Source organism: Sulfurimonas sp., assembly GCF_047622445.1.
Taxonomy (GTDB): Bacteria; Campylobacterota; Campylobacteria; order Campylobacterales; family Sulfurimonadaceae; genus Sulfurimonas.
Map to the genome: position 1 here is coordinate 1 of NZ_JBLHOE010000040.1, position 22,878 is coordinate 22,878.

The 22,878-nt window shown below is 32.3% G+C and carries 22 protein-coding genes; 6 read left to right on the forward strand and 16 right to left on the reverse strand.

From position 1 onward, the window contains the following. From ACI9TV_RS09845 to ACI9TV_RS09860, 4 genes are all read right to left on the reverse strand, one after another. Positions 1 to 441: metallophosphoesterase family protein (locus tag ACI9TV_RS09845; protein ID WP_415250617.1), on the reverse strand; the 441-nt coding region annotated here is incomplete at its 3' end. Next, positions 438 to 728 (reverse strand): type II toxin-antitoxin system PemK/MazF family toxin, encoded by a 291-nt coding sequence (locus ACI9TV_RS09850; protein ID WP_415250618.1) that lies wholly within the window; start codon positions 726 to 728, stop codon positions 438 to 440. The genes ACI9TV_RS09845 and ACI9TV_RS09850, both read right to left, overlap by 4 nt. Continuing rightward, entirely contained in the window at positions 722 to 967 is a 246-nt protein-coding gene (locus ACI9TV_RS09855) for an AbrB/MazE/SpoVT family DNA-binding domain-containing protein (protein WP_415250619.1), read from the reverse strand. Before ACI9TV_RS09855 ends, ACI9TV_RS09850 begins: the two co-directional genes overlap by 7 nt. A gap of 69 nt (positions 968 to 1,036) precedes the next feature. Next, positions 1,037 to 1,792, reverse strand: coding sequence for a slipin family protein (locus ACI9TV_RS09860; RefSeq protein WP_415250620.1), 756 nt, complete (start codon positions 1,790 to 1,792; stop codon positions 1,037 to 1,039). A 113-nt stretch (positions 1,793 to 1,905) separates the two neighbouring features. Here ACI9TV_RS09860 and ACI9TV_RS09865 point away from each other — a divergent pair, with 113 nt between their 5' ends. Next, positions 1,906 to 2,058, forward strand: a complete 153-nt coding sequence (locus ACI9TV_RS09865; protein WP_415250621.1) for a hypothetical protein — start codon at positions 1,906 to 1,908, stop codon at positions 2,056 to 2,058. Between the two features lie 39 nt (positions 2,059 to 2,097). Here the strand turns inward: ACI9TV_RS09865 and ACI9TV_RS09870 are convergent, their stop codons facing one another. The 3 genes from ACI9TV_RS09870 to ACI9TV_RS09880 all read right to left on the reverse strand — a co-directional run bounded on the left by ACI9TV_RS09870 (position 2,098) and on the right by ACI9TV_RS09880 (position 4,998). Beyond that, entirely contained in the window at positions 2,098 to 2,994 is an 897-nt protein-coding gene (locus ACI9TV_RS09870; protein WP_415250622.1) for a DMT family transporter, read from the reverse strand. A 113-nt stretch (positions 2,995 to 3,107) separates the two neighbouring features. Beyond that, the gene (locus tag ACI9TV_RS09875) at positions 3,108 to 3,740 is read right to left on the reverse strand and encodes a Crp/Fnr family transcriptional regulator (RefSeq protein WP_415250623.1); all 633 of its coding nucleotides are present in this window, start codon (positions 3,738 to 3,740) and stop codon (positions 3,108 to 3,110) included. Continuing rightward, positions 3,733 to 4,998: an ATP-dependent DNA helicase gene (locus ACI9TV_RS09880; protein ID WP_415250624.1), complete on the reverse strand. Its 1,266-nt coding sequence runs from the start codon at positions 4,996 to 4,998 to the stop codon at positions 3,733 to 3,735. Before ACI9TV_RS09880 ends, ACI9TV_RS09875 begins: the two co-directional genes overlap by 8 nt. 81 nt (positions 4,999 to 5,079) lie before the next feature. On the opposite strand from ACI9TV_RS09880, the gene ACI9TV_RS09885 reads away from it, so the two are divergent. From ACI9TV_RS09885 to aat, 5 genes are all read left to right on the forward strand, one after another. Beyond that, positions 5,080 to 6,327 (forward strand): diguanylate cyclase, encoded by a 1,248-nt coding sequence (locus ACI9TV_RS09885; RefSeq protein ID WP_415250625.1) that lies wholly within the window; start codon positions 5,080 to 5,082, stop codon positions 6,325 to 6,327. Between the two features lie 93 nt (positions 6,328 to 6,420). Further along, positions 6,421 to 7,659, forward strand: a complete 1,239-nt coding sequence (locus tag ACI9TV_RS09890; protein WP_415250626.1) for a PLP-dependent transferase — start codon at positions 6,421 to 6,423, stop codon at positions 7,657 to 7,659. 6 nt (positions 7,660 to 7,665) lie between these two features. Continuing rightward, positions 7,666 to 7,965, forward strand: coding sequence for an ATP-dependent Clp protease adaptor ClpS (locus ACI9TV_RS09895; protein ID WP_415250627.1), 300 nt, complete (start codon positions 7,666 to 7,668; stop codon positions 7,963 to 7,965). Continuing rightward, complete coding sequence (gene clpA, locus ACI9TV_RS09900) at positions 7,965 to 10,172, forward strand: ATP-dependent Clp protease ATP-binding subunit ClpA (RefSeq protein WP_415250628.1); 2,208 nt, start codon at positions 7,965 to 7,967, stop codon at positions 10,170 to 10,172. The genes ACI9TV_RS09895 and clpA overlap by 1 nt, the downstream gene beginning before the upstream one ends. Then, positions 10,153 to 10,842, forward strand: coding sequence for a leucyl/phenylalanyl-tRNA--protein transferase (gene aat / locus ACI9TV_RS09905; protein WP_415250629.1), 690 nt, complete (start codon positions 10,153 to 10,155; stop codon positions 10,840 to 10,842). The genes clpA and aat overlap by 20 nt, the downstream gene beginning before the upstream one ends. A 134-nt stretch (positions 10,843 to 10,976) precedes the next feature. Here the strand turns inward: aat and ACI9TV_RS09910 are convergent, their stop codons facing one another. The 9 genes from ACI9TV_RS09910 to ACI9TV_RS09950 all read right to left on the reverse strand — a co-directional run bounded on the left by ACI9TV_RS09910 (position 10,977) and on the right by ACI9TV_RS09950 (position 22,877). Continuing rightward, positions 10,977 to 12,197, reverse strand: coding sequence for a putative porin (locus ACI9TV_RS09910; RefSeq protein ID WP_415250630.1), 1,221 nt, complete (start codon positions 12,195 to 12,197; stop codon positions 10,977 to 10,979). A 100-nt stretch (positions 12,198 to 12,297) separates the two neighbouring features. Then, entirely contained in the window at positions 12,298 to 13,152 is an 855-nt protein-coding gene (ppk2, locus tag ACI9TV_RS09915; protein WP_415250631.1) for a polyphosphate kinase 2, read from the reverse strand. A 13-nt stretch (positions 13,153 to 13,165) separates the two neighbouring features. After that, entirely contained in the window at positions 13,166 to 14,062 is an 897-nt protein-coding gene (gene ppk2 / locus ACI9TV_RS09920) for a polyphosphate kinase 2 (protein ID WP_415250632.1), read from the reverse strand. Beyond that, positions 14,052 to 14,303, reverse strand: coding sequence for a hypothetical protein (locus ACI9TV_RS09925; protein ID WP_415250633.1), 252 nt, complete (start codon positions 14,301 to 14,303; stop codon positions 14,052 to 14,054). The genes ppk2 (ACI9TV_RS09920) and ACI9TV_RS09925 overlap by 11 nt, the downstream gene beginning before the upstream one ends. Before the next feature lie 3 nt (positions 14,304 to 14,306). Beyond that, complete coding sequence (locus ACI9TV_RS09930) at positions 14,307 to 16,118, reverse strand: Na/Pi cotransporter family protein (RefSeq protein WP_415250634.1); 1,812 nt, start codon at positions 16,116 to 16,118, stop codon at positions 14,307 to 14,309. Continuing rightward, positions 16,118 to 17,749: an inorganic phosphate transporter gene (locus ACI9TV_RS09935; RefSeq protein WP_415250635.1), complete on the reverse strand. Its 1,632-nt coding sequence runs from the start codon at positions 17,747 to 17,749 to the stop codon at positions 16,118 to 16,120. Before ACI9TV_RS09935 ends, ACI9TV_RS09930 begins: the two co-directional genes overlap by 1 nt. Positions 17,750 to 18,300: 551 nt before the next feature. Then, a complete protein-coding gene (locus ACI9TV_RS09940) occupies positions 18,301 to 18,981 on the reverse strand; it encodes a response regulator transcription factor (RefSeq protein ID WP_415250636.1) in 681 nt (226 codons plus the stop codon). 18 nt (positions 18,982 to 18,999) lie between these two features. Beyond that, positions 19,000 to 19,674 (reverse strand): response regulator transcription factor, encoded by a 675-nt coding sequence (locus ACI9TV_RS09945; protein ID WP_415250637.1) that lies wholly within the window; start codon positions 19,672 to 19,674, stop codon positions 19,000 to 19,002. A 68-nt stretch (positions 19,675 to 19,742) separates the two neighbouring features. Further along, positions 19,743 to 22,877, reverse strand: a complete 3,135-nt coding sequence (locus ACI9TV_RS09950) for a carboxypeptidase-like regulatory domain-containing protein (protein ID WP_415250638.1) — start codon at positions 22,875 to 22,877, stop codon at positions 19,743 to 19,745. Position 22,878 lies beyond the last annotated feature (1 nt).

The following is a 22,878-nucleotide window of genomic DNA, read 5'->3' on the forward strand; positions in this document are numbered from 1 at the left end:
TTCTATCTGCTCTAAGGCTTTTGAGTCATCGTTCATATGTGGAAGTGTATGAAAAACAATGTCTTCAAACTCTATCTTTTTATACTCTTGGCTGTAAGAAGTGTGAACATTTTTAAAACTCTCAAATATCTTGAGTATCGGTGAAGAAAGGTTTGTTCTAGGAGTAGAATGATTCCCAGCGATGATAACAAAAGGAATGTCTAATTCATCTATGATTTTAAACTGCTCTAGTGCGAAAGTAATGGCACGGTTAGATGGTGAAGAACGGTGAAACAAATCTCCCGTATGTATGATGTAGTCAGGTTTTATAATTTTAATCTGCTCTACAACCTGAGAAAAAGCATCGTAAAAATCAGCTTCTCTTTGGTTAATGTTTTCAGAGTTTAAAATGTCTAAGTCGTTGTACCCTAAGTGGGTATCGCTAAAGTGTAGTATTTTCAAAACACAACACTCTCAACTATATCTAAAACCTCATCACTAACTTTCTCAACAAACTTAACTTTTCTAACTTTGTAGTCTATAGATTTTATCTGCTCAGTCATAATAAATCCTGTAAATTGTTTACTATCTACTTTCACATGAAATGGGAAGTTTCTGTCTGTGTTTGTGATTGGGCAAGCTATGGCTAAACCTACATGTTGGTTGAAAACTTCATTTGAGACTATTAGAGCAGGTTCTTTACTGAGTATTACGAGATCACCTTTTTTAGGAATGTATTCTTTTACCATTCCTCTAATCCAACTGATGATGTAAACTCTTCTTTAGCACTGTAGTCTTTTGGAATTTTAGATACTAATTCATTTATATCGTATTTAATTTTTTCTTTTTGTATAGGTTCTATTATGGCTTTATTATCTTTTATAAAGATATTCACCTTATCCCCTACAGCAAGATGTAGGTCTTTCATAATATCTTTTGGAAATCTAAGCCCTTGGGAGTTTCCCCACTTTGAAATTGTTGCTGTCATAATAAGCTCCTCACAATGTATATCCAAAGTATATTATAAAATATAAAATCGACCTCAAGTATTTATAAATTATTTGACTCCTTTAAAAATATTATTTAACTCAGTAGAAAATGGAAAAATGATAGTATTTGTTTTATCGCTTGATATATCACTCATTGTTTGAAGATACCTCAACTGAATTGCTAAATCATTTCCGCTTAACTTCTGAGCAGCAGCTAGTATGTTCTCACTTGCTTCAAGCTCTCCCTTTGCGTTAATAACTTTTGCACGACGTTCCCGTTCTGCTTCTGCTTGTTTAGCAATTGCTCTAACCATACTCTCATCTAAGTCTATATGTTTAATCTCCACGTTTGAGATTTTAATACCCCATTCATCAGTCTGTTTATCTAAAATCTCTTGAATGTCCTTGTTTAACCTTTCGCGTTCAGCTAACATCTCATCGAGTTCGTGTCCACCAAGAACAGAACGAAGAGTCGTCTGAGCTAACTGACTTGTTGCAGTAAGAAAATCCTCCACTTGAATAATCGCCTTTTCCGGATTAATGACACGAAAATATACAACAGCATTTACGTGAACGGAAACATTATCATGTGAAATCACATCTTGAGTGGGTACATCAAGAACTATAGTACGTAAATCAACCCTTACCATTTGTTGAATAAAGGGGATCAATATAATAAACCCAGGACCTTTAACACCTGTAAAACGTCCAAGGGTAAAAACTACACCACGTTGGTACTCCCGTAAAATACGGATAGCCAGTACTAAAAATATAATCACAAATATACTCACATATATCCATGTTATCGGTAATTCAGAATACATAATTTACTCCTTTCTTATCTTGTCCTTATAAATAATCTTATTCCAATATGGCTTATATTGTATAACAATAAATTATGTTACATTATAATTTAACCTATCTTAAAGGATATATCATGATTGAAAATGTAGGATTACTCTTTGGAATACTAGGAGTTGTTGCAGTTTTATTTATAGTTGCAGAATTAGTACTCGACGTTGATTCTTTTGCAGGAAGATTTATTTCTAAGATAAAAGGTTCTAAGCCTACTTTAGGTGAAGAAGCTTAACACATTGAGGTGGTTTTATATAATCCACCTCAATTAAACTTACTTTTTTCTACTTCTATTCCCAACTAAAATTCCACCCAAAACAATCAAACCTATCCCAGTAAAAGTTAAAGCATCTGGAAACTTGTCTCCAAGCATCCAACCAAAACCAATGGCAAATGGAATGTTTGTGTACGAGATAACACCAATGATACTTATCTTTGTAGCACTGTATGCTTTTGTAAGTAGCCATTGAGAGAGTGTAGAGATTAAAGCCATAAAACCTATCAGTAGCCATAGAGATACCGTGCTTGGCATTCTGAATTCTTGAAAAAGAAAGCTAAGTGAACTTGGAGCATCTACATAAGGTGCGAGTAGAAAAAACATAGCTGGTAAAAGTGTTCCTATTCCAACAAATGAAAGAACAATAACTCTTGCGTCATAAATATCTTTTATCTTTTTGATTGTTGTGTATGCAGCTGCCGCAAAAAATCCACCTAAGATTCCTAAGAAGTGCTCATACGATATCATCATTCCCATCGGTTTTGTAATGAGGATTATTCCCAAGAACCCTATGAGAAGAGCTAACATTGTAGTCTTGTTAAGATGTTCTTTTAAAAGATAAAAAGCTAGTACAGTTCCAAAGAGTGGTGAAGTCTTGTTAAGAGTGATAGCTTCACCGAGTGGAATAGTCGTGATGGTGTAAAAAAACAAAATCATCGCAGTAAATCCAAGTACTCCACGAGTAATGAGAAGATGAAATTTCCCGCCAGTAAGTTTTGGTGGAGTATGTCTGAGTGCATATAAAATAATTATAACACCTATGAGGTTACGAAAAAAAACCAACTCCATAGCTGTCAGGTCTTCAGTAAGGATTTTTGCCATTGCTCCATTAAGTGCTGAGATTAAAGCACCGAGAAGCATATATAATACGCCTTTATCTATTTTACTTAACAATTCACATCCATTATTTTTTGCGAATTGTATCTGAAAGTTATGGGTTTATACTTTACTAGCTTTTTGCTAACTTCTAACTGGCAACATCTCTGAATTTAAACCATTGATTCATATCAACTTTTATATAAAGCCAAACGCTTAGTATTAATTTTTTTATTTTTCATATCAATTATCCCATCAGCTTTAAAAGGTTTAATCATACGAGATAAAGTCTCAGGACTTATATTTAAAAAGCTAGCAATTTCATGTTGTTTGAGAGTAAAAAATTCATCGGAGTTTTCTAAAATATACTCGACAACCCTTGATTTTGCATCAAGGATTAAATATCTAGAGAGGACAGACTCTAAGTTTTTAATCTTTTTTATTAAAGATGTATTTATTTGCATCAAAATATCTGGATTATTTAAAAAGAGCTCTTTTAGGTTATGACAATCTATTTTTAATAATTTCACATCACTATTGGCCTCTGCTGTTGCTGGATAATCAAAGCCATCAAAAACCGCAACTTCAGCAATCATCTCATCCTCTTTAAAGTATTTTAAAACTAGCTCATTGTCATTTGCTAATGTTTTATAGAGTTTTATTTTTCCTTCTAGAACAAGGTATAAATACCTTGATTCATCACCTTCATAAAAAACAATATTATCTTTTTTTAAACTCACAATTACACAATCTTTTTGTATACTTTTTAAAGTATCATCAGATAAATTCTCAAATAAAAGAACTTTTTTTAAAATATCAAGCATTATGACCCCTTACAAATTCAACTGCTTTTTGATTCACAAAAGCTAAATCATACCATTGGCATCTTGGTGCAATTAAATTTAATCTTGAAGGGTTTGAACTTCGTGAAAGTGCTACATAAAATTGCGAAGGTGCAAAAATCTCATTTGTATCAATAATTAAATCTTCTATACTCATCCCTTGGGATTTATGGATTGTAATTGCAAAAGCAAGTTTAATTGGGTACTGATAAATACTAAAAATATTTTCTTCAACCATCACTTTATTTCCATCAACAGTTTTTTCTTTCCACATGCTTTTACTCATTGCTGTGGATTCTAGCTTAACAATGATGCCATCTGCTTTTTGTATAAAAACATATGTTGCATCTTTGTTGACTACAATACCCCGCTCGCCATTGAAATAATTCCAAGAGTTTCTCGTAAATAAAATTGGCGCACCTATCTTTAGCTCCAACTCTTTTTCTATCCTAGCATCAAGCATGTATCTTTGGATCTCTCTATCTTGGATAGTTTTTTGATGTTTAATAATCTGTGCTTCTTTAACAAAAACTTCTTCATCAATATGTTTTAGCTGCTCTTTATTATGAAAGGTAGCAGAATTATTTTTTCCAAAAAGAAAAGTAAATTCACTTAGGTTATCGGCTAAAGGTTTAATATACTCATTTAAATGATGATGTATCTCCTCATCAATAAATCCGTATCGTATATGGTGAAGTAACTCTATAAACTTTTTATCGTCAGTTCTATATATATGTGTGAGTTCAATCGTCTCAAAATTGCATTCTTTCCATGCCTCTGATTCAAAAGCAAACATAACTTCACCGTTTCCTCTTACAACAGGAGGAAGTTGTAAAAAATCCCCAACAACTAAAAGGGAACCTTTAAAATCACTTTGTTGCAGTCGTAATGTAATCATCTCAAAAAGTGATGCACTTACCATAGAGATCTCATCAATCACAACTAAGTCTATAGAATGAATGAGCTTTTTCACTTTTTTCTTTGTTTCATATTTTGCATTTTTCTCTAACTCTTCTATACTTGAGGCAATCCCAAGATCAAAAAAACTATGTAAGGTCTGTCCCCCAATGAGGGTTGCAGCCATTCCAGTTGATGCAAGTTTAGCAACTTTTTTTGAGTCATCTTCAAAAGTCTGGATAACTTCACGTGTGATTGTAGTTTTCCCAACTCCTGCGCCACCAGTTAAAAATACGTTCTTGCATAATTTTAATTTATCTATCGTAACACTTAAGTAGTTCATAAAATGATAGTAACCTTAATACCTATAAATATAGATAAATTATAGTAGAATAAAAAAAACGATAGGAGCCTTGTATTTAGTATGGAAAAAATTTTAATCGTTGAAGATAATAAAACTCTCGCCAAACTTATAGCAAGAAAGATTACAGAAACGCTCAAGTTTGAAGTTGATATTGCTTACACATTACAAGAAGCCAAACTATTTTTAAAAGCATATACTTATTTTATTACTCTCCTTGATGTAAATCTTCCTGATGCTCCTCATGGTGAAGTAATAGATTATGTACTCTCAAAAAAGCAACATGTAATTGTGCTAAGTGCTAATGTAGACAAAGAATTTAGAAAAAAAATTCTACAAAAAGAGATTATTGATTATGTCATTAAGGGTGGGATGGATGATATTAACTATATTATCCAAACTATCGATAGATTATATAAAAATAAACAACATAAAGTTCTCGTGGTAGATGATTCAATGGTCACACGTAAACACATGAAAACTTTACTACAAAATCTATTTTTTAATGTAATTACTGTGGCACATGGTGAAGAAGCCATTGGTATGTTAGAAACACATTCGGACATTTCTTTAGTACTAACTGATTACAATATGCCTGTTATGAATGGCCTTGATCTTACTCGTGAGGTACGAAAATCCTATACAAAGAATGAGCTAAGTATCATTGCACTTTCTTCAAGTGAAGACAGCGAAATAAACGCAATGTTTTTAAAACATGGTGCAAACGATTATATTAGTAAACCATTTTCAAAAGAAGAGTTTTCTTGTAGAATTAACAATACTGTTGAAGCTCGCGAGAATTTAAACCTTGTAACAAACCATATAAACCGTGATTACCTAACAGGTCTTTACAACCGTGCATACTTCTTTGCTCATATGAATGACTATAGAGATGAAATCGCACTAAGCCCTGAAACATATGCCCTTGCAATGATAAATATAGATAATTTTAAAATGATAAATGATACCTATGGGCATGAAACGGGAGATAATATTATCATCCACCTCTCAGAAGTTTTAATATCGACAACTAATTATCGGGATATGGTAGCGAGATTTAGTGCTGAAGAGTTTTGTGTTGTACTAAAAAATGTCAATAGATTTAGCGCTGAAGATATCTTTGAAAGACTAAGAAAAGAAGTACAAAAAAGTTATGTACTCTCAGATAATGGCAAAGAGATACAATTTACAATATCAGTAGGTGTTACGATCAGTGGTGAAGAATCTCTACAAGACAACATCGACCAAGCAGATATGATGCTATATAAAGCAAAACAAGAGGGAAGAAATCAAGTCATATTAATGTCTTAACTTAGCTTTATTATTTACTATAAAAAATTATATCTTATAATAATAGCAACTTCGCTATAATATATCTATATATAACAAAGGTCTAAAATAGATATGAACAATTTTGAAGAATACTGTACTGAGTTTGTCCAAGGCGTTGGAAATAAAGAAGGGGCTGTAAGCCCGGTTCTCACTAATTCTGCGTCATTTGCATATGGTACACCCGAAACTGGTGAAGGTATATTTGATGGAAGTGTAAAAAAGCCACTTTATTCTCGCATGGGAAACCCAACAACAGCACGTCTTGAATCTATCATGGCTAAAATGGATGGTGGAATTGCTGCAGTTGCTACAAGTTCTGGAATGGCGGCGACAACACTCGCTACTATGTCAATAGTATCATCTGGAGATGAAATCATATCTATCGGTGGACTTTTTGGTGGTACTTACGCACTCTTTGATGAAACATTATCTCGTTTTGGAGTGAGTACACAATTTTTTGATGTTGATGAGTTAGAGAATATTCAAAATGCAATCACTAAAAATACAAAAATCATCTTTTTAGAAAGTGTTGGAAATCCAAATATGAGACTTCCAGATATCTCGGCAATAGCAAAGATTGCGAATGATGCAGGAATCGTTTTAATCGTAGATAATACAATTACTCCAATGAGTATTTTACCACTCACACTTGGTGCAGACATTGTGGTCTACTCAACTACAAAAATTATTTCAGGAAATTCTTCAGCCCTTGGTGGTTGTGCAGTTTTTCGTGCAATCAATGTTGATGGCGAAGATAAGTTTAAAACTGCTCGTTATGCAGATATTCATAAATTTATCAAGGGTGCTGGAAAAATGGCACTTCTTCCCAATGCTAAAAAAAGAGCAATGAGAGATTTTGGCATGAGTGCGAATGCAAATGCTTCTTACCAAACAATGTTAGGACTTGAAACACTCCCCTTACGAATGGATAGAATCATTTCAAGTGTAGAAATTATAGCAACAGAGCTAAATAAAAAAGGTCTCAATGTTAACCATCCATGTTTATCATTGCATCCTCATCATGAGAGATACAAAACAGATTTCAAAAACGGCTGTGGAACACTTTTTACTATAGAGATGGGAACAAAAGAAAAAGCTTTTAAGTTTTTAAATGCTACAAAACTTGCAACACTCACTGCAAATATTGGAGACAGTAGAACCTTAGCTTTACACATGGCATCTACAATCTATAGAGATTTCGATGATGAAACTAAGAAATTTCTTGGTATAACCGATGGACTGATTCGTATATCAATTGGCTTAGAAAATCCACAAGATATAATAAATGACTTTTTAGAAGCAGCAAGGTAGAACACAATGGCAACAAATATAGAACATGAACTTCTTGAAGTTACATCTTTAAAACATCCAACTAAATATATGGTTTTTATACTTAATGATGATTACACCTCTATGGAGTTTGTAGTTGAAATTTTAATGAGTATATTTCATAAGACGAGTCAAGAAGCAGAAAGTATTATGATTGAAGTACATAAAAAAGAAAAAGGTCTCTGTGGTATATATTCACATGAAATTGCAGAAACTAAAGTGATGCAAGTTGCAAAAAAATCAAAAAATAATGGCTTTCCTCTTAAAGCTACAATGGAAGAAGAATAATGATTAGTCCTAATTTAAATGAAATTTTTCAAAAATCTATTCTTTTTGCAAAACAAAAACGTCATGAATACTTAACAATTGAACATGTATTTTATCACTTGCTTTCTTCAAAAGAAGGTGAAGAGATTATCACTATATGTGGTGGAAATGTAGAACATATGAAAGAAGCATTATCAAACTATATAGAAGAGAACATTGATGCACTTCCTGAAAATGTAAATGCCGACCCTCATGAGAGTGTAGCCCTGTCTCGGCTAATAGACAACATGATAAAACATATCCAAAGTGCACAGAAGAACTATGCAACGATTGGTGATTTACTCGCAGCACTTTATAATGAAGAGCAAACATTTTCTCATATGCTCTTAGACGAATACCAAATTTCAAGACTTGATGTACTCGAAGTTATTTCACATGCACATCATGCAGAAACAGCCGAGGAAGAAGAAGATGCTGAAAAAAAGGAAAGCTATCTTAAAAAATATACAATAGACCTCCTTGAAAAAGCACGAGAGGGGAAAATTGATCCTGTCATTGGTAGAGAAAAGGAAATCCAAAGAGTAATCCAAATTCTATGTAGAAGAAAAAAGAACAATCCGATCCTTGTTGGTGAAGCAGGAGTTGGAAAAACGGCAATAGCGGAAGGTCTAGCATTAAGTATTAATGCAAAAAATGTACCTCAAATTATTCAAAATGCAGAATTATTTGCCCTTGATTTAAGTGCTCTTATCGCAGGAACAAAATATAGAGGTGACTTTGAAAAACGCCTTAAAGGTTTAATGGATGAGTTAAAAAAACATCCTGATGCAATTCTATTTATCGATGAAATCCACACTCTTATAGGTGCTGGAGCAACAAGTGGAACTATGGATGCAGCAAATCAACTTAAACCAGCCCTTGCAAGTGGTGAACTAAAATGTATGGGAGCTACAACCTATGCAGAGTATAGAAATGGTTTTGAAAAAGACAAAGCACTCAGTAGAAGATTTTCAAAAGTAGATATCAGTGAACCATCTAAGAAAGTAAGTTACCAAATTCTTAAAGGTCTAAAAAGTAAATACGAAGATCATCATAGTGTAAAATATACGAATGAATCCCTTAAAACAGCTATTGATTTATCTGCAAGATATATTACAGATAGATTTTTACCTGATAAAGCTATAGATATTATAGATGAAACAGCTGCATCATTTCATCTCAAAAAAACAAGAAAAACAAAGATTACAGCTACTGATATTGAAAAAACAATATCGAGTATTGTTGGTATACATAGTAAAAGAATTAATAAAGATGAAACACTTTCTTTAGCAACTCTCGATGATGATTTAAAAGCAAGAGTAATAGGTCAAGACGAAGCAGTTGCACAAGTTTCTCAAGCAATAAAAATATCAAGAGCTGGATTAACACCAGTAAATAAACCTATCGCCTCATTTTTATTTTCAGGACCAACAGGTGTAGGAAAAACAGAATTAGCAGTAGCACTTAGTGACACACTTGGAATCAATTTTGAAAGATTTGACATGAGTGAATATATGGAAAAACATACAATCAGTAGACTTGTAGGTGCACCTCCAGGATATGTTGGTTATGAGCAAGGCGGACTACTCACTGAGACTATTAAAAAGCATCCTTATACTGTCTTACTATTAGATGAGATAGAAAAAGCACATCCAGATTTAATCAATATACTTTTACAAATTATGGATAATGCTACACTAACTGATAATAATGGTTATAAAGCAAACTTTCAAAATGTAATTCTCATTATGACTTCAAATGTAGGAGCAACTGCAAGAAGTGTTATGGGATTTAATAAAGATGAATCATTATCTAAAAATGAAGAATTAAAATCATTTTTCTCTCCAGAATTTAGAAATAGACTTGATTCTATTATTACCTTTAAATCATTAGAAATTGAAGTAGTCAAAGCTATTGCAGGAAAATTTATAGCTGAGCTAAATAAAGAATTGGAAAAGAAAAAGATAATAGTAGTAGCAACTAAAAAAGCAATAAACCACTTAACTGATGAAGGTTATTCAGTTGAAATGGGTGCACGACCACTTAAGAGATTTATTCAAGATAACATTACCAATAAATTAAGTGATGAAATTCTTTTTGGAAAATTAAAAAATGGTGGAGAAGTTAAAGTAGATTTTGACAAAGAATTGATTCTAACATTTACCAGCCTTGATCCTAGAAGTAAATAAAAAGGAAATAAACTTTCCTCATCCAAACACAGCCAATAAAGATGGTATCGTAGCTTGGGGAGGAGATTTAAATCCTTATCGATTAATTAAAGCATACCAGTTAGGAATCTTTCCTTGGTACTCTCACAGAGATCCCATTCTTTGGTGGTCACCAAATCCTAGACTTATCATGGAACTTGATGATTTCAAATTAAGTAAATCATTAAAAAAAAGCATCAAAAAATTTACATATAAATTCAACGCTAATTTTAAAGAAGTAATGCAGAATTGTGCTTCTAAGCAACGCAAAGGACAAGATGGAACTTGGATACAAAAGGACTTAATTGAAGCCTATGAAGTACTTCATTCTATGGGAATAGCGCACTCTGTAGAAACGTATAAAGATGGTGTACTTGTTGGAGGGTTATATGGCTTAACAATAGGAAAAGTATTCTGTGGCGAATCAATGTTTGCTAATGAAAGCGATGCATCAAAATCTGCATATGCAGTAATGGTAAAACATTTAAAAAAATGGGGATATGATTTTATTGACTGCCAAGTACCAACAGATCATTTAAAAAGCTTAGGTGCTAAAGAAGTTGATAGAGAGTATTTTTTAGAGAAACTATATAGAGTTAATAAAGAAAGCATTAGATATTCTTGGACACTAGATAAAACACTATTAGATTAGTAAATAAACCTTTATTTAGTAGTGTTTAAACTATTGAAGCCCAAAGGCTTCATAGTAAACAAAGGAAAAAATGAAAATAAATTTTGAATAATGTTAATGTCTCAAATTAACATTATTTAGTATAAAAATTTGTTCTAGAATTTAAGAATAACGTCTAGCTGTGTACGATTATATTCTCTATTAGTATCACCTAATTTACTCCAGTTCCACCATCCAGCGATATCTACATTTTTAGCAAATTTATATTTTGTTTTAACATAGTAACCTGTACTATCTGTTCCACCACCACTAAAATCAGAGTCATTATTTGCTCCAAATGTTGCATCTTTCTCAACATCTCTATAAGTTGCAGCAAATTTGATGTCACCTACTTTTTTCGTCACACCATATTGTGCACTAAGGTCATATCCAATATTATCATTATTTGCTAGTGTATTAACCGCTAAAATAGCTGCTACTTTAAATGGCTTACCTAAAACATCTTTGAATTTCATCTCAGCAAAAGCTTCTAGAATCCCAAAATCCTCGGCATAAAGACCATTAGCATCAAGAGTATTACCTTTTCTACCACTATCATATGGAGTTGATGAACCTTTAACACCATCATAAAGGTAATATGCAGCACCTAAGTTTAGTTTAGCATTCTCAAGTTTTTGAGTATGCACATACTGAGCTATAAAAATATTGATGTTATCAGCATTTGCACCCTTGTGACCTTTTTCTCTGTGTAAGCGATTTACACCTAATCTAATCATAGTATTGTTATCTTTAAAACCGTAATTAACACCTTCTAAACGAATATCATTATCCCATACAAGCTGTGTTCCTATTGGTCTATAGATATGGTGTTTAGCCTTACCAACTCTAATCCATGAGTTATCAAATGAATATTTAATGTCAGCTATATCAATTTTAAGTGTTTCCATAAAATAGTCTTGTATTTTTTCATCATCTCTAAATGATACATTTCCAGATGTCGGGTTATATTTACCACTTGAGATAGCAGTTTCTAGTAAAATATTATCAGTAACATCAATATTTACACCATATCTAAATCTAAATCTTTCTCTATTTTTATTATCAGTACCCTCATGCTTTTCTATTATTTCGTGTCTTAATCTAAGATCACCTTTTGCATGGATTCTATCAAAGAAACTAGCTTCAGTTTTTTTCTTTGGTGCTTTTGCTGAGTTAATAACCTCGCGTGCTTCTTGCGAGTTAATAGCTGTACGACCTTCAGCCGCTGTAGTAAAAACTTGACCGTTTCTATCTTGATAAAATGTAGTTGAACCAGCTGATGCAGTGACTGAACCTAATGTTATAGCAGCTATTGCTGATAATATAATTTTATTCATATGAGTTTCCTTGTTTTGTTTGATAGTGAAATTGTAAGATAGCTTGATTACATAATGATTACACTTGGTTACAAGAAGTAACCAAGATTATAGAAGAGTATTAGTTTTTCATAGAGAACTTGAGCTTCTTCTCCATTGAAATAGCTTCATCGCGGCCATAAACTATGATTTCTTTATCTACTTGAGTCTCTTTTTTAGATACTTTGTTTGGATACTCAACAAAATTTAAAATATGTTTTATACAATTAATACGTGCTTTTTTCTTGTTGTCACTTTTCACAATAGTCCAAGGCGCATGTTCTGTATGTGTAGCGCTTAGCATCATAAACTTTGCAAGAGTATATTCATCCCATAATCTTTGAGATTCTTTATCTACTGGTGAGAGTTTATACTGTTTTAGAGGATCTGTTTCTCTTGCTTTAAATCTTCTTTCTTGCTCATCCTTAGATACAGAAAAGTAAAATTTAAATATTTTTATCTCTTCATCTACTATCATCGCTTCAAATTCAGGTGCATCTTTTAAGAATTTATGGTGTTGACGTTCTGTACAAAAGCCCATTACAGGTTCTACCATAGATCTGTTATACCAACTTCTATCAAAAATTACAATTTCACCTGCACTTGGAAGATGTTGTACATATCTTTGAAAGTACCATTGTGATGATTCTATATCACTAGGCTTTTCAAGAGCAACAACTCTAGCACCACGAGGATTAAGATGCTCAGTGATTCTTTTAATCGTACCACCCTTACCTGCTGCATCACGACCTTCAAAAATCATAAGAATTTTGAGCCCTTTATCTTTTACATGATTTTGAAATTTTAAAAGCTCAACTTGTAATGTTGCTAACTCTTTTTCATATGCTAAAGTCTCTTTTTTTACCCAAACCTGAACTTTTTCACTTTTGTTTTTTACTTTTGTTTCATTCTTATTTTTATTTTTATTTTCGCTCATTCTTTTTCCTTTATTAACCAATAAATTTACCAGTACTTGTTATTTGTGCATCCATTATCTCTATCTCTCTCGCTCCAGATATTACAATCTCAGGGTCCAAAGCATAGTTTAAATGCTCTTCCCTTCCATCATAATCAACAGCATTTAAGATTACCTTGAGTGATTCCATTCTCGCTTTTTGCTTATCTTTAGAGCGTACAATCGTCCATGGAGCATTGTGAGAATGTGTTTGCTTTATCATGTTGTACTTTGTACTAGTAAAGTCATCCCATTTCTCTTGCGCTTGTAAATCTATCTCACTGAGTTTCCATTGTCTTAGAGGGTCATTTTTACGTCGCTCAAATCTTCTTGCTTGTTCATCCTTTGTAACACTGTAGTAAAGTTTCACAATTATGATCCCTTGACGTACAAGATCATTCTCAAAACCTTTCACACCATTCATAAAGTCTTGATACTCTCTTGGAGTACAAAAGTTAAACACAGATTCAACCATAGCTCTGTTATACCAACTTCTATCAAAAAGAACTATTTCACCACCACGAGGAAAGTGATTGATATATTTTTGATAAAACCATTGCGTTTTTTGCTCTTCTGTTGGCTTACCAAGAGCTACTACACGGTAATGCTTTTCATCCATATATCTCGTTACTCTTCGTATTGTTCCACCTTTTCCAGCTGCATCACGGCCCTCAAAAAGAATAATCATCTTCTTGTTCGTATCTTCAAGATATTTTTGTAGTTTTATAAGCTCTGCTTGATACGGCTTTAGTTTTTGTTCATTATCACGTTTGAATTCCGCTTTATTTTTTGTTTTTCTTACTGCTTTAGATTTTTTATATCCATGTATTAAATCTTCTAATGAGATGTGTTTTCCATCTACTTCAAATATGTCTTGTATTTTATTTTCCATTTTTTTCCTTTTTAAGTATTTTATTACCTTTTTTAATTTGAAAGGTAATAATATCTTTTTCTTCTAGCAACTCTTTATTTCGTTTCTTATTGTCAACTGCTTTCAATTCTTTACGTATAGCCTTTCTTTTAGCATGTAATTTTTTCAGAAGATTTTTAATCGACTTTTTTTTACTTGCCTTTTTCATCCCATCCAAATCCAAAGTTTCACTAACCATTGCTATAAACTTTTTAATTCCCATATTCTATCCTTTTGCTAAAATTGTATTGACATCTTCATCACTAATTATCATATCTTCACCGACATTCTTTATATCTCCTAACGAGTCTATAAATATTATTTCTGCCATTGCAATCAAATGTTTACTGATTTCGTAGGCATAAGAACTATCGTTCATCAATGATGTAGCCATCTCATTCGTAATTAAATTCTTCCGTATTAAATTATCCAGCGTTCCATTTGCTAATATATCGTACCTTTGCATATGTACTTTAGCTTTTGATAAAAGTACAATAATTTCCGCTTCATCATCCATCATTGAAATTCTATCAATACTTCTAAGTAATTCTGCTAAACCAATCTTAATCCCGTCATATTGTTCTTGAATATGTCGATTGAGATTATTATTGTATTTCAATAGGTTTTTTTGTAGATGTTTAGTATCTTTCACTGCTTCTACGATATCTCTCGAAGCAAGTTTTAGTGCATATAATCTTGAAATATCTTCAGGTAACATTTCTGATTGTGCCAAGGTTGCAAAATCTATAATTTCGCCATAAATACCTTTAATACGATGATCATAAAAATGATTTATATCAATCGCGCTACTAGAAAAGCTATCTTTTACAACTGCTTCAAGTGGCATCTCTGACATAATATTTCCTCTTTTAAGATTCAAACCATGTGTTATGATTTCAAAAGCATTGAGGTATAAATGTTTTGTCTCTCTTAAAATCGCAGACATCGCAGTAGTAGGTATTTCTAAAACAGATTCATTTAAGAACTGTGCTGTGTCATAACTTTCAATCTCTTTTATCTCTTTGGACTTGAGTGTTTTTTCCAAGAACACAACAAGTTTATTAATAAACGGAATCATTACAAGAACACCTATAACATTAAAGATAGTATGAAATACTGCAAGCTTTAAAGTGTAATCATCTTGCGCTATACCTACAAAAGCACTTATTTCATCAACACTCCACATAATCTGATGCATAAATATAATGGCTATTAAGCCAGTAACAACATTAAAAATAAGATGTGCACCAGCTAATTGCTTCCCTACAATGTTAGAACTCATAGCTCCTATAATAGCAGTTATGGTAGTACCAACATTTGCACCAATGGCAAGTGCTAGAGCATTTTCATAAGAAATTTGACCTACTGATAAAGCTGTAATAATTAATACAAGTGTTGCATGAGATGATTGCATAACAACTGTAGCAAAAACACCTACACCTGTAAATATAAAGAGATACTTTAGTCCTACTCCACCAAATGCAGCTAAATCTATAGTTGACTTAAAAGCTTCAAACCCATCTTTCATATAATGGATACCTAAAAATAAAAATCCAAGACCAGCTAAAATATAACCAATACCTTTAAGTGATTTCGATTTTTGAAAGATAAAGATAATCCCAAAAACAAGCATTGGCATAGCATATGCAGCTATATTAACCTTCAGTCCAAATCCTGCGACTAACCAAGCACCTGTAGTTGTACCAATATTTGCACCAAAAACTATACCGATACCCTGAGCTAATCCAATTAAACCAGCACCTAAAAATGAGATAGTTAAAACAGACACTAAAGAACTTGACTGCATAACTGTTGTTGCAACAATACCAAAGCCTATACTTTTATAAAGTTTGTCTGTAGACTTTTGTAAAATTCTTTCTAAAAGACCTCCAGAGAATTTTTTAAATCCTTCCTCTAGTGATAACATTCCAAATAAAAAGATAGCCACACCCGCAGCTATCTCTTTAAAATCTGGACTCATCCAAAAGCCATACCCTAATACTATAAGTATAGTCGGTAAAAAAATTCTTCTCAGCATTAGAGTACTATACCTCTAATCATGTAGTACACAAGAGCTGAGAGTAATGCAGCTGCCGGAACTGTTATAACCCATGCTGCTAGAATTTTCTTCACTGCATCTCTTTTAACATATTCACATTTTTGAGCAGTTTTTAGATCTTTTTTAGAGTTTTTAATCTTTGTTTCTTCTTCATTTGCCATCTTATACAGTTCAACAATTCTCTCGTAATCAGCTTCTTCTTTAGTGCTTTTAGATTCCAAAGTTTTACGCTCTGCAATAAAGGCTTTTAAAGTTTTCTTCTCATCATCTATAATCTCTTTTTCTATCGCTATATCATCTTTTTTATCATTTTGTTCTAAATACTCTCTTAAAAAACCAACTCCAAAGATACCACCAACAGCAATATGTGTTGAAGATACAGGAAGTCCAAGCTGTGAGGCTATAATAACCGTAATAGATGCCGCCATTGCAACACTAAAAGCTCTCATCTGATCGAGTTCTGTAATTTCAGAACCAACAGTACGGATGAGTTTTGGCCCATAAAGAGCTAAACCAAGAGCAATACCTAAGGCTCCAACTGCCATAACCCATAATGGAATTCCAGCTTTAGATGAAATTCCTCCAGTCATAACGGCATCATTAATCGCAGCTAAGGGTCCAATAGCATTTGCAACATCGTTTGCACCATGCGCAAAACTTAAAAGTGCAGCTGCAAAAATTAAAGGCACTGTAAATAAAGTATTAATACCTTCTCTTGTGTTCTCTATTTTATCTGCTTTTTTAGAAACTGACGATTTAACTATCATATATACAATTCCGGCAACTATAAGCCCAAAAATGGCGGCTACCATAAAAGATGGCTTGTTCTCAGCTGGTAAAAATGTAAGTACCTCTACTATAGATGGCCAAATCTTTTTTAAACCCTTCAAAGTTAAATATGTCACAAATGCCCATGACATAATAGCTACAAAAACAGGTACCCACTTTGTGGCGGCTGATATTTTATCTTCTTGAAAGACCATGGTCTTTTTAATCGAGAAAAGGAATATTGCAGCAATAACTCCACCAAGAAGCGGTGAAATAATCCATGAAGCAGCAATTTTACCCATTGTTCCCCAAGCAACTATACTAAATCCTGCTGCGGCAATACCAGCACCCATAACACCACCAACAATCGAGTGTGTCGTAGAAACTGGTGCTTTTGCCATAGTAGCAATGTTAAGCCAAACAGCAGCAGATAAGAGCGCCGCCATCATTGCCCATATAAAAGAATCTGTATTCCCACCAAATGCAGAAATATCAATAATACCTTTTTTGATTGTTTTAACAACTTCACCACCGGCTATTAAAGCACCACCACCTTCAAAGATGGCAGCAATAATAATAGCTCCAGTCATTGTAAGAGCTTTGGAACCAACAGCTGGCCCTACATTGTTTGCTACGTCATTCGCACCAATATTCATAGCCATATACGCACCAAATAGTGCTGCAATCGCCAAGAACATATTGTTAGGTATTTCACCCGTACTCATAAAACTATAACTTAACACTGCTACCATAAAAAACAATGCCATCCCGAGTCTCATAAAATCAAACCCACTACCTTTTAACGCCACTTTTTCCATCTTCTTCACTGTTGAAATTTCCAAATATATCCTTTATTTAAAGAAGAAAGAATCTTGAACCCTTAAAGTGAGGCGATAATCCATCCTCTTCTTATAATAATTATACTCCTAGAGAACTTCATTATTTCTTCAATTTCACAATATTTTTCATTAATATCAGCAAATACACTAAAAGTATCTTTTTTTAAAATGATAATATTAACTTTTATCTTCAAAATTAGCATCAATAAAGGCATTTAAATAAAAATTTAATGCTAAAAGGTATAAATTTAAATAAAAACTCTTATTAGAGCTATTATAGAGATTTTGTAAACTTTGCCTTATCATAAATAATTTATATACATTATAACTACATTATAACTACATTAGCTCACAAAAGTACAAGCAAATCTACATCAAGTTTTTTTATACTTTTAGAATCTGAAATACAAAAGGTAAATTACATAATAAAAGTATCAAGGATAGGGATTAGTATAATTAATAGAGAAAATAATAATCTTGCAACACCAGATATTATTGAAGAGTTAGATTTGTATATAGAGGTTTAAAACTAAATTTACCTTATCTTTTTACACTTAAGAAAGTAAATACCCAACACCCCTAATAGTTTTAATGTAGTCTTTGTTTTTTAAAGGATCTATCTTTTCTTTTAATCTTTTAATAGCTACATTCACTGTTTTCGTATGAATGTTTTCTGTGTCTTTCCATACATGCTTTAGTAAAAACTCTCGGTCTAATACTCTGCCTTTATTTGAGACAAAGATTTTTAAGAGTGATGTTTCTAAGTTAGTCAGTCTAATGATTCTCCCATCTATAGAAACTTGATGCATGTTTAAATCAATTTGCATATCTTTATGTACAATGTCATGCTTAAGTTCTTTAAAGTCTTTTTTAGTACGTTTTAAAATACTTTTTACACGTAAAATTAATTCATCTATATCAAAAGGTTTAGTTACGTAATCATCAGCTCCTTTTAAAAGTCCGTCTTTCACATCTTCGGTAGTGTCTTTTGCTGAAAGTAGAATAACCGGTGTCTCTATGCCTTTACTACGTAGCATTTCTACATAATAACTTCCCTCAATATCAGGGAGATTTCTATCCATTATAATAAGGTCAACCTCCTCTTGTACAAGAACTTGTCTAACATGTTTTGTACTTAAAAATCCAATAACCTCATAGCCAACAGCGTTCAAGTTATATTCAAGAAGTTCCAAAATATCATTATCATCATCTACAACTAGTATCTGTTCTTTCATAATTTTCCTCAGTTCTTATTAAATAAATTGATAACCAATACCACGAATAGATTTTATATAGTTCTTTGTTTTATCTGGATCAATTTTTTCTTTTAATCTAGTCATAGCAACATTAACTGTCTTGTATTGGTTTTGATCTGAGTTTTTCCATACATTTTGTAATAGATAATCTCTGTCTAAGATAATGTTTTTATTTAAAATCAACTCATAAAGTAAGTCAAACTCTAACTTTGTCACTTTAATAATGTTCTCATTTATAAACAGTGTTCTAGAGTCTAAATCCAAAAGTAATTCCTTATGCCGGATGGTACCCTCACTGATATTTTTCACTGTTCTTTTAAGAATTGATTTTACGCGAAAGATTAATTCTTTCATATTAAAAGGCTTCGTCATATAGTCATCACCTCCGCTTAAGAATCCCTCTTCAATTTCAGAATCTTTATCTTTAGCTGTAAGGTAAATCACTGGTGTTTGAATACCATTGTCTCTAATACTTTGAATATATTCTGTCCCTTCAATACCAGGAAGATTTCTATCCATAATTATGAGATCAATTCTTTCCTCTTCTAGTATATGAGTTACTAATTTGGTATCTAAAAAACCGATAACGTCTAGTCCTTCTTTAGAAAGATTGTACTCAAGCAAATCAAGTAAATCTTCTTCATCTTCAACAATTATAATTTTATTATTCATTCGAGGCCTTTATATATATTAAAGATTATAATACATACCGATTACCATTCAATTACAAAACTATAACATCAATACTTATACGAGACAGAAAAGCTATACTGTTTTCCAAGCTTGAAACTATTCGTGATATTATCTTTACTACCTTGGTACCATATCGTTTCTTCATCAAGTAAATTTTTCAACTTTAGCTTTAAACTAATCCCACTATCAAAATTTTCTATCCATACAAAATCTACTATCTGTGGGGGAACTTCATAATAGTCAGGATATTCATCATTAACATCAATCATCCCAACCTTACGAAGACGTTCTCCCATCTTGTTATATGATAGTGCCAAGTTTCTTCCTTGTTTTTCATAAGACAACGAGGCATTAATTACAATAGGAGACAAACCTTGTAGCTGTCTATGATTTGTTGTGTAAAGAGCTTCTTGTTCCTCACTTAAAGTAACATCAGATTTTGTATATGAAAAATTTCCAGAAAAATAAAAGTTTTTTAATCTACTATCTATAACACTAAAACTTTTTCTTCCATCAATTTCAAATCCATATAAAACAGCATTGTCTGTATTGTCATAGCTATACCTAGGTAATGATGAGGAAGGTAACTGTACATCTTCAATTGGTTTATCTAAGTTTTTATAAAACAAACCAAAATTTATATTTTCTGTATCTGAAAAATAATGACTGTATTTTAAATCATAATTTGTAATCTCGGTTGTTTTTAAATTCGGGTTACCTTTTACTGTAGCAACTTCATATGGGTGGAAATATTCGGCACTAGTAAATTCCCTTAAATCTGGAGTAACATATGTTTGAGAAAATGAAAAGTTAATTTGATTCTTACTGTTAAACTTATATTTAAGTGCAAAACTAGGTAACAAATCATTAAACTCTAGAGTTTCTGGAAGCTTTTCAATAGGACTAAATACATTATTATTATTTGTATACTGAAAAACTGTTTGTTGGAAATCAGTTCTTCTTGCTCCAATTAAAAGTTCTAATTTTTTAGCTGGCTTAAAAAATACATTCATATAATAACTGTTTTCTTCGACATTCGCATCATACCAATATGCTGGTTGAAATGAAATATCGAGTCTAAATGTATCGTCAAAATTATCTCTAATATGATCATCATATATTGTGTCTATATCGTCTGTCAATTTACCGGATGAAGAACTTTGATTTAGCTGATATTTATTGTATCTTGACTCTCGAGTTTTTGAACTAGAACTTGTACCAATTTCAATGTAATCAGATTTACTAAATAACTCAACATTTGTTTTGTTTTTTAAATAATATGCACTCATTTCATCGTCTGATGTAAGGTTTAAAAATACATTTGGGGAAAACCTGTCTAAATAAGGATCACCATTTACAACTCCATCAAACCTAATATCTCGCAAGTATGCATACTTATAATTATTTGGTTGATTTAAACTTGCATTACCAAGTTCATAACCAAATAAGAAATTATTTTCATAATTCGCAATTTCATATTTAACATTACCATTAATTTGATTCGTATCTAATGTACGCTCTTCCCAATTTAAGTCATATCTTATTTTCCAGTCATCATCAGAATTGGCAATACCATCTGCAACTTTAGTCACTTTTTCAGAGATTTGACTATATAGTTTTGTATATTTTATATTAAAGACATTTGCATAACTATAACTTGCGTTAAACATGCCTGCATTTGTATACTTATTACGCGTTGCAGTAATATCTCCATACTGTTCAGGAGTTTTATAGAGACTATCAGTTCCTTGATTATAAGCATACTTATAGTACTTCTGATCAACAGATCTATGGTCTTGTCCATATGTATAATTAGCAAAAAATGAAACTTCATGTTTATCAGCTAATTCCATATTATATGCACCTTCAACTGATATCTTACCACCATAAGGAAGTTTCTCTTTTGTGGTTGATAAGGCTCTGTTTACAATTGCTGTAGTGTAATCTTGATTATCAGCAGAATCAAAACTGGGAACTCTTTCTCCAACTACTATTTTAGAGTCGTTCAAGATTGCAGATGGGATAGCTCGATATCCATCATCTTGTCCTCGCCAATCTGTATCACTTCCTTGGTAGCTATCGACTTCTTTGCCTGTACTACTATTTGATTTAACTTCTGTTGATATTTTTAAGTAGTTTTCTTTTGATTTATCTTTTGTTCTAATGTTGACATACCCACCACCAAAGCTAGCTGGTATATCTGCAGTTGCACTTTTTTGTACCTGCATAGAACCAATAACTGCAGATGGAAATATATCTAAGGGAACTGTTCTTCTTTGTGGATCTGGAGATGGAAGGGGAAGTGAGTTCATCTCAACATTTGAGTAACGTCCACCAAGACCTCTTACATATACATTACTACCAATAAGAGTTACTCCTGTCACACGTTTTAATGCACCAGCAGCATCTGAATCGCCTTTTTTAGATATTTCAGAGGCACCAATAATATTTGTAATAGCTTGACTCTCTTTTTCTTCAGCCATCAGACTCGCGATACTTCCTTTTACTTTGGGAGCTAAAACTATAAACTCTTCGAGTTCCATACTCGCAGGTGTTAGTTCAATCTTTCTCTTAAGAGTTGTATCTCGTTTTACAAATATATTATCAATTGTAGCCGCACTATATTCTGAATGAACAATAGATATACTTACATTTTTCTCAGCCGGTATACTGATACTAAAGTTACCTTTATCATCCGTTTTGGCATCTATGGATGTTCCTTTTACAAACACTCTTGCGTTTATAATAGCTTTCTTTGTATCAGATGTTAAAACTTTACCATGAAGAGTCCCAACATAATTTGTATCTTTATTTTTTGTATCTGACACTCCTATTGGTGTGTCTATCTCAACATGTGGTACTGAACCCTCTTCATCAAAGCTTATAATAACTTGAGTGTCACGTGAATCTTTAACATCTATCGTTTTTTTTACATAACCTAAATTTGCTCCATTTTCATCTTTAGCAAAAAACTCTATTTGATGTTTTCCAACTTCAAGTATAAGTTCTACACTACCATCATCATCTGTGTACTGCTTATAACTCCCATCAATTATTACTTCATTATTCTCTAGTACTACTCCATTAAAAAAAGCAAAGATTGATGCAGAACCTGTTTCATCAGACAAAACAATGGTATTAAGTAAAAGAAGAATCGAGATTATTTTCAATATTTGTTTCATT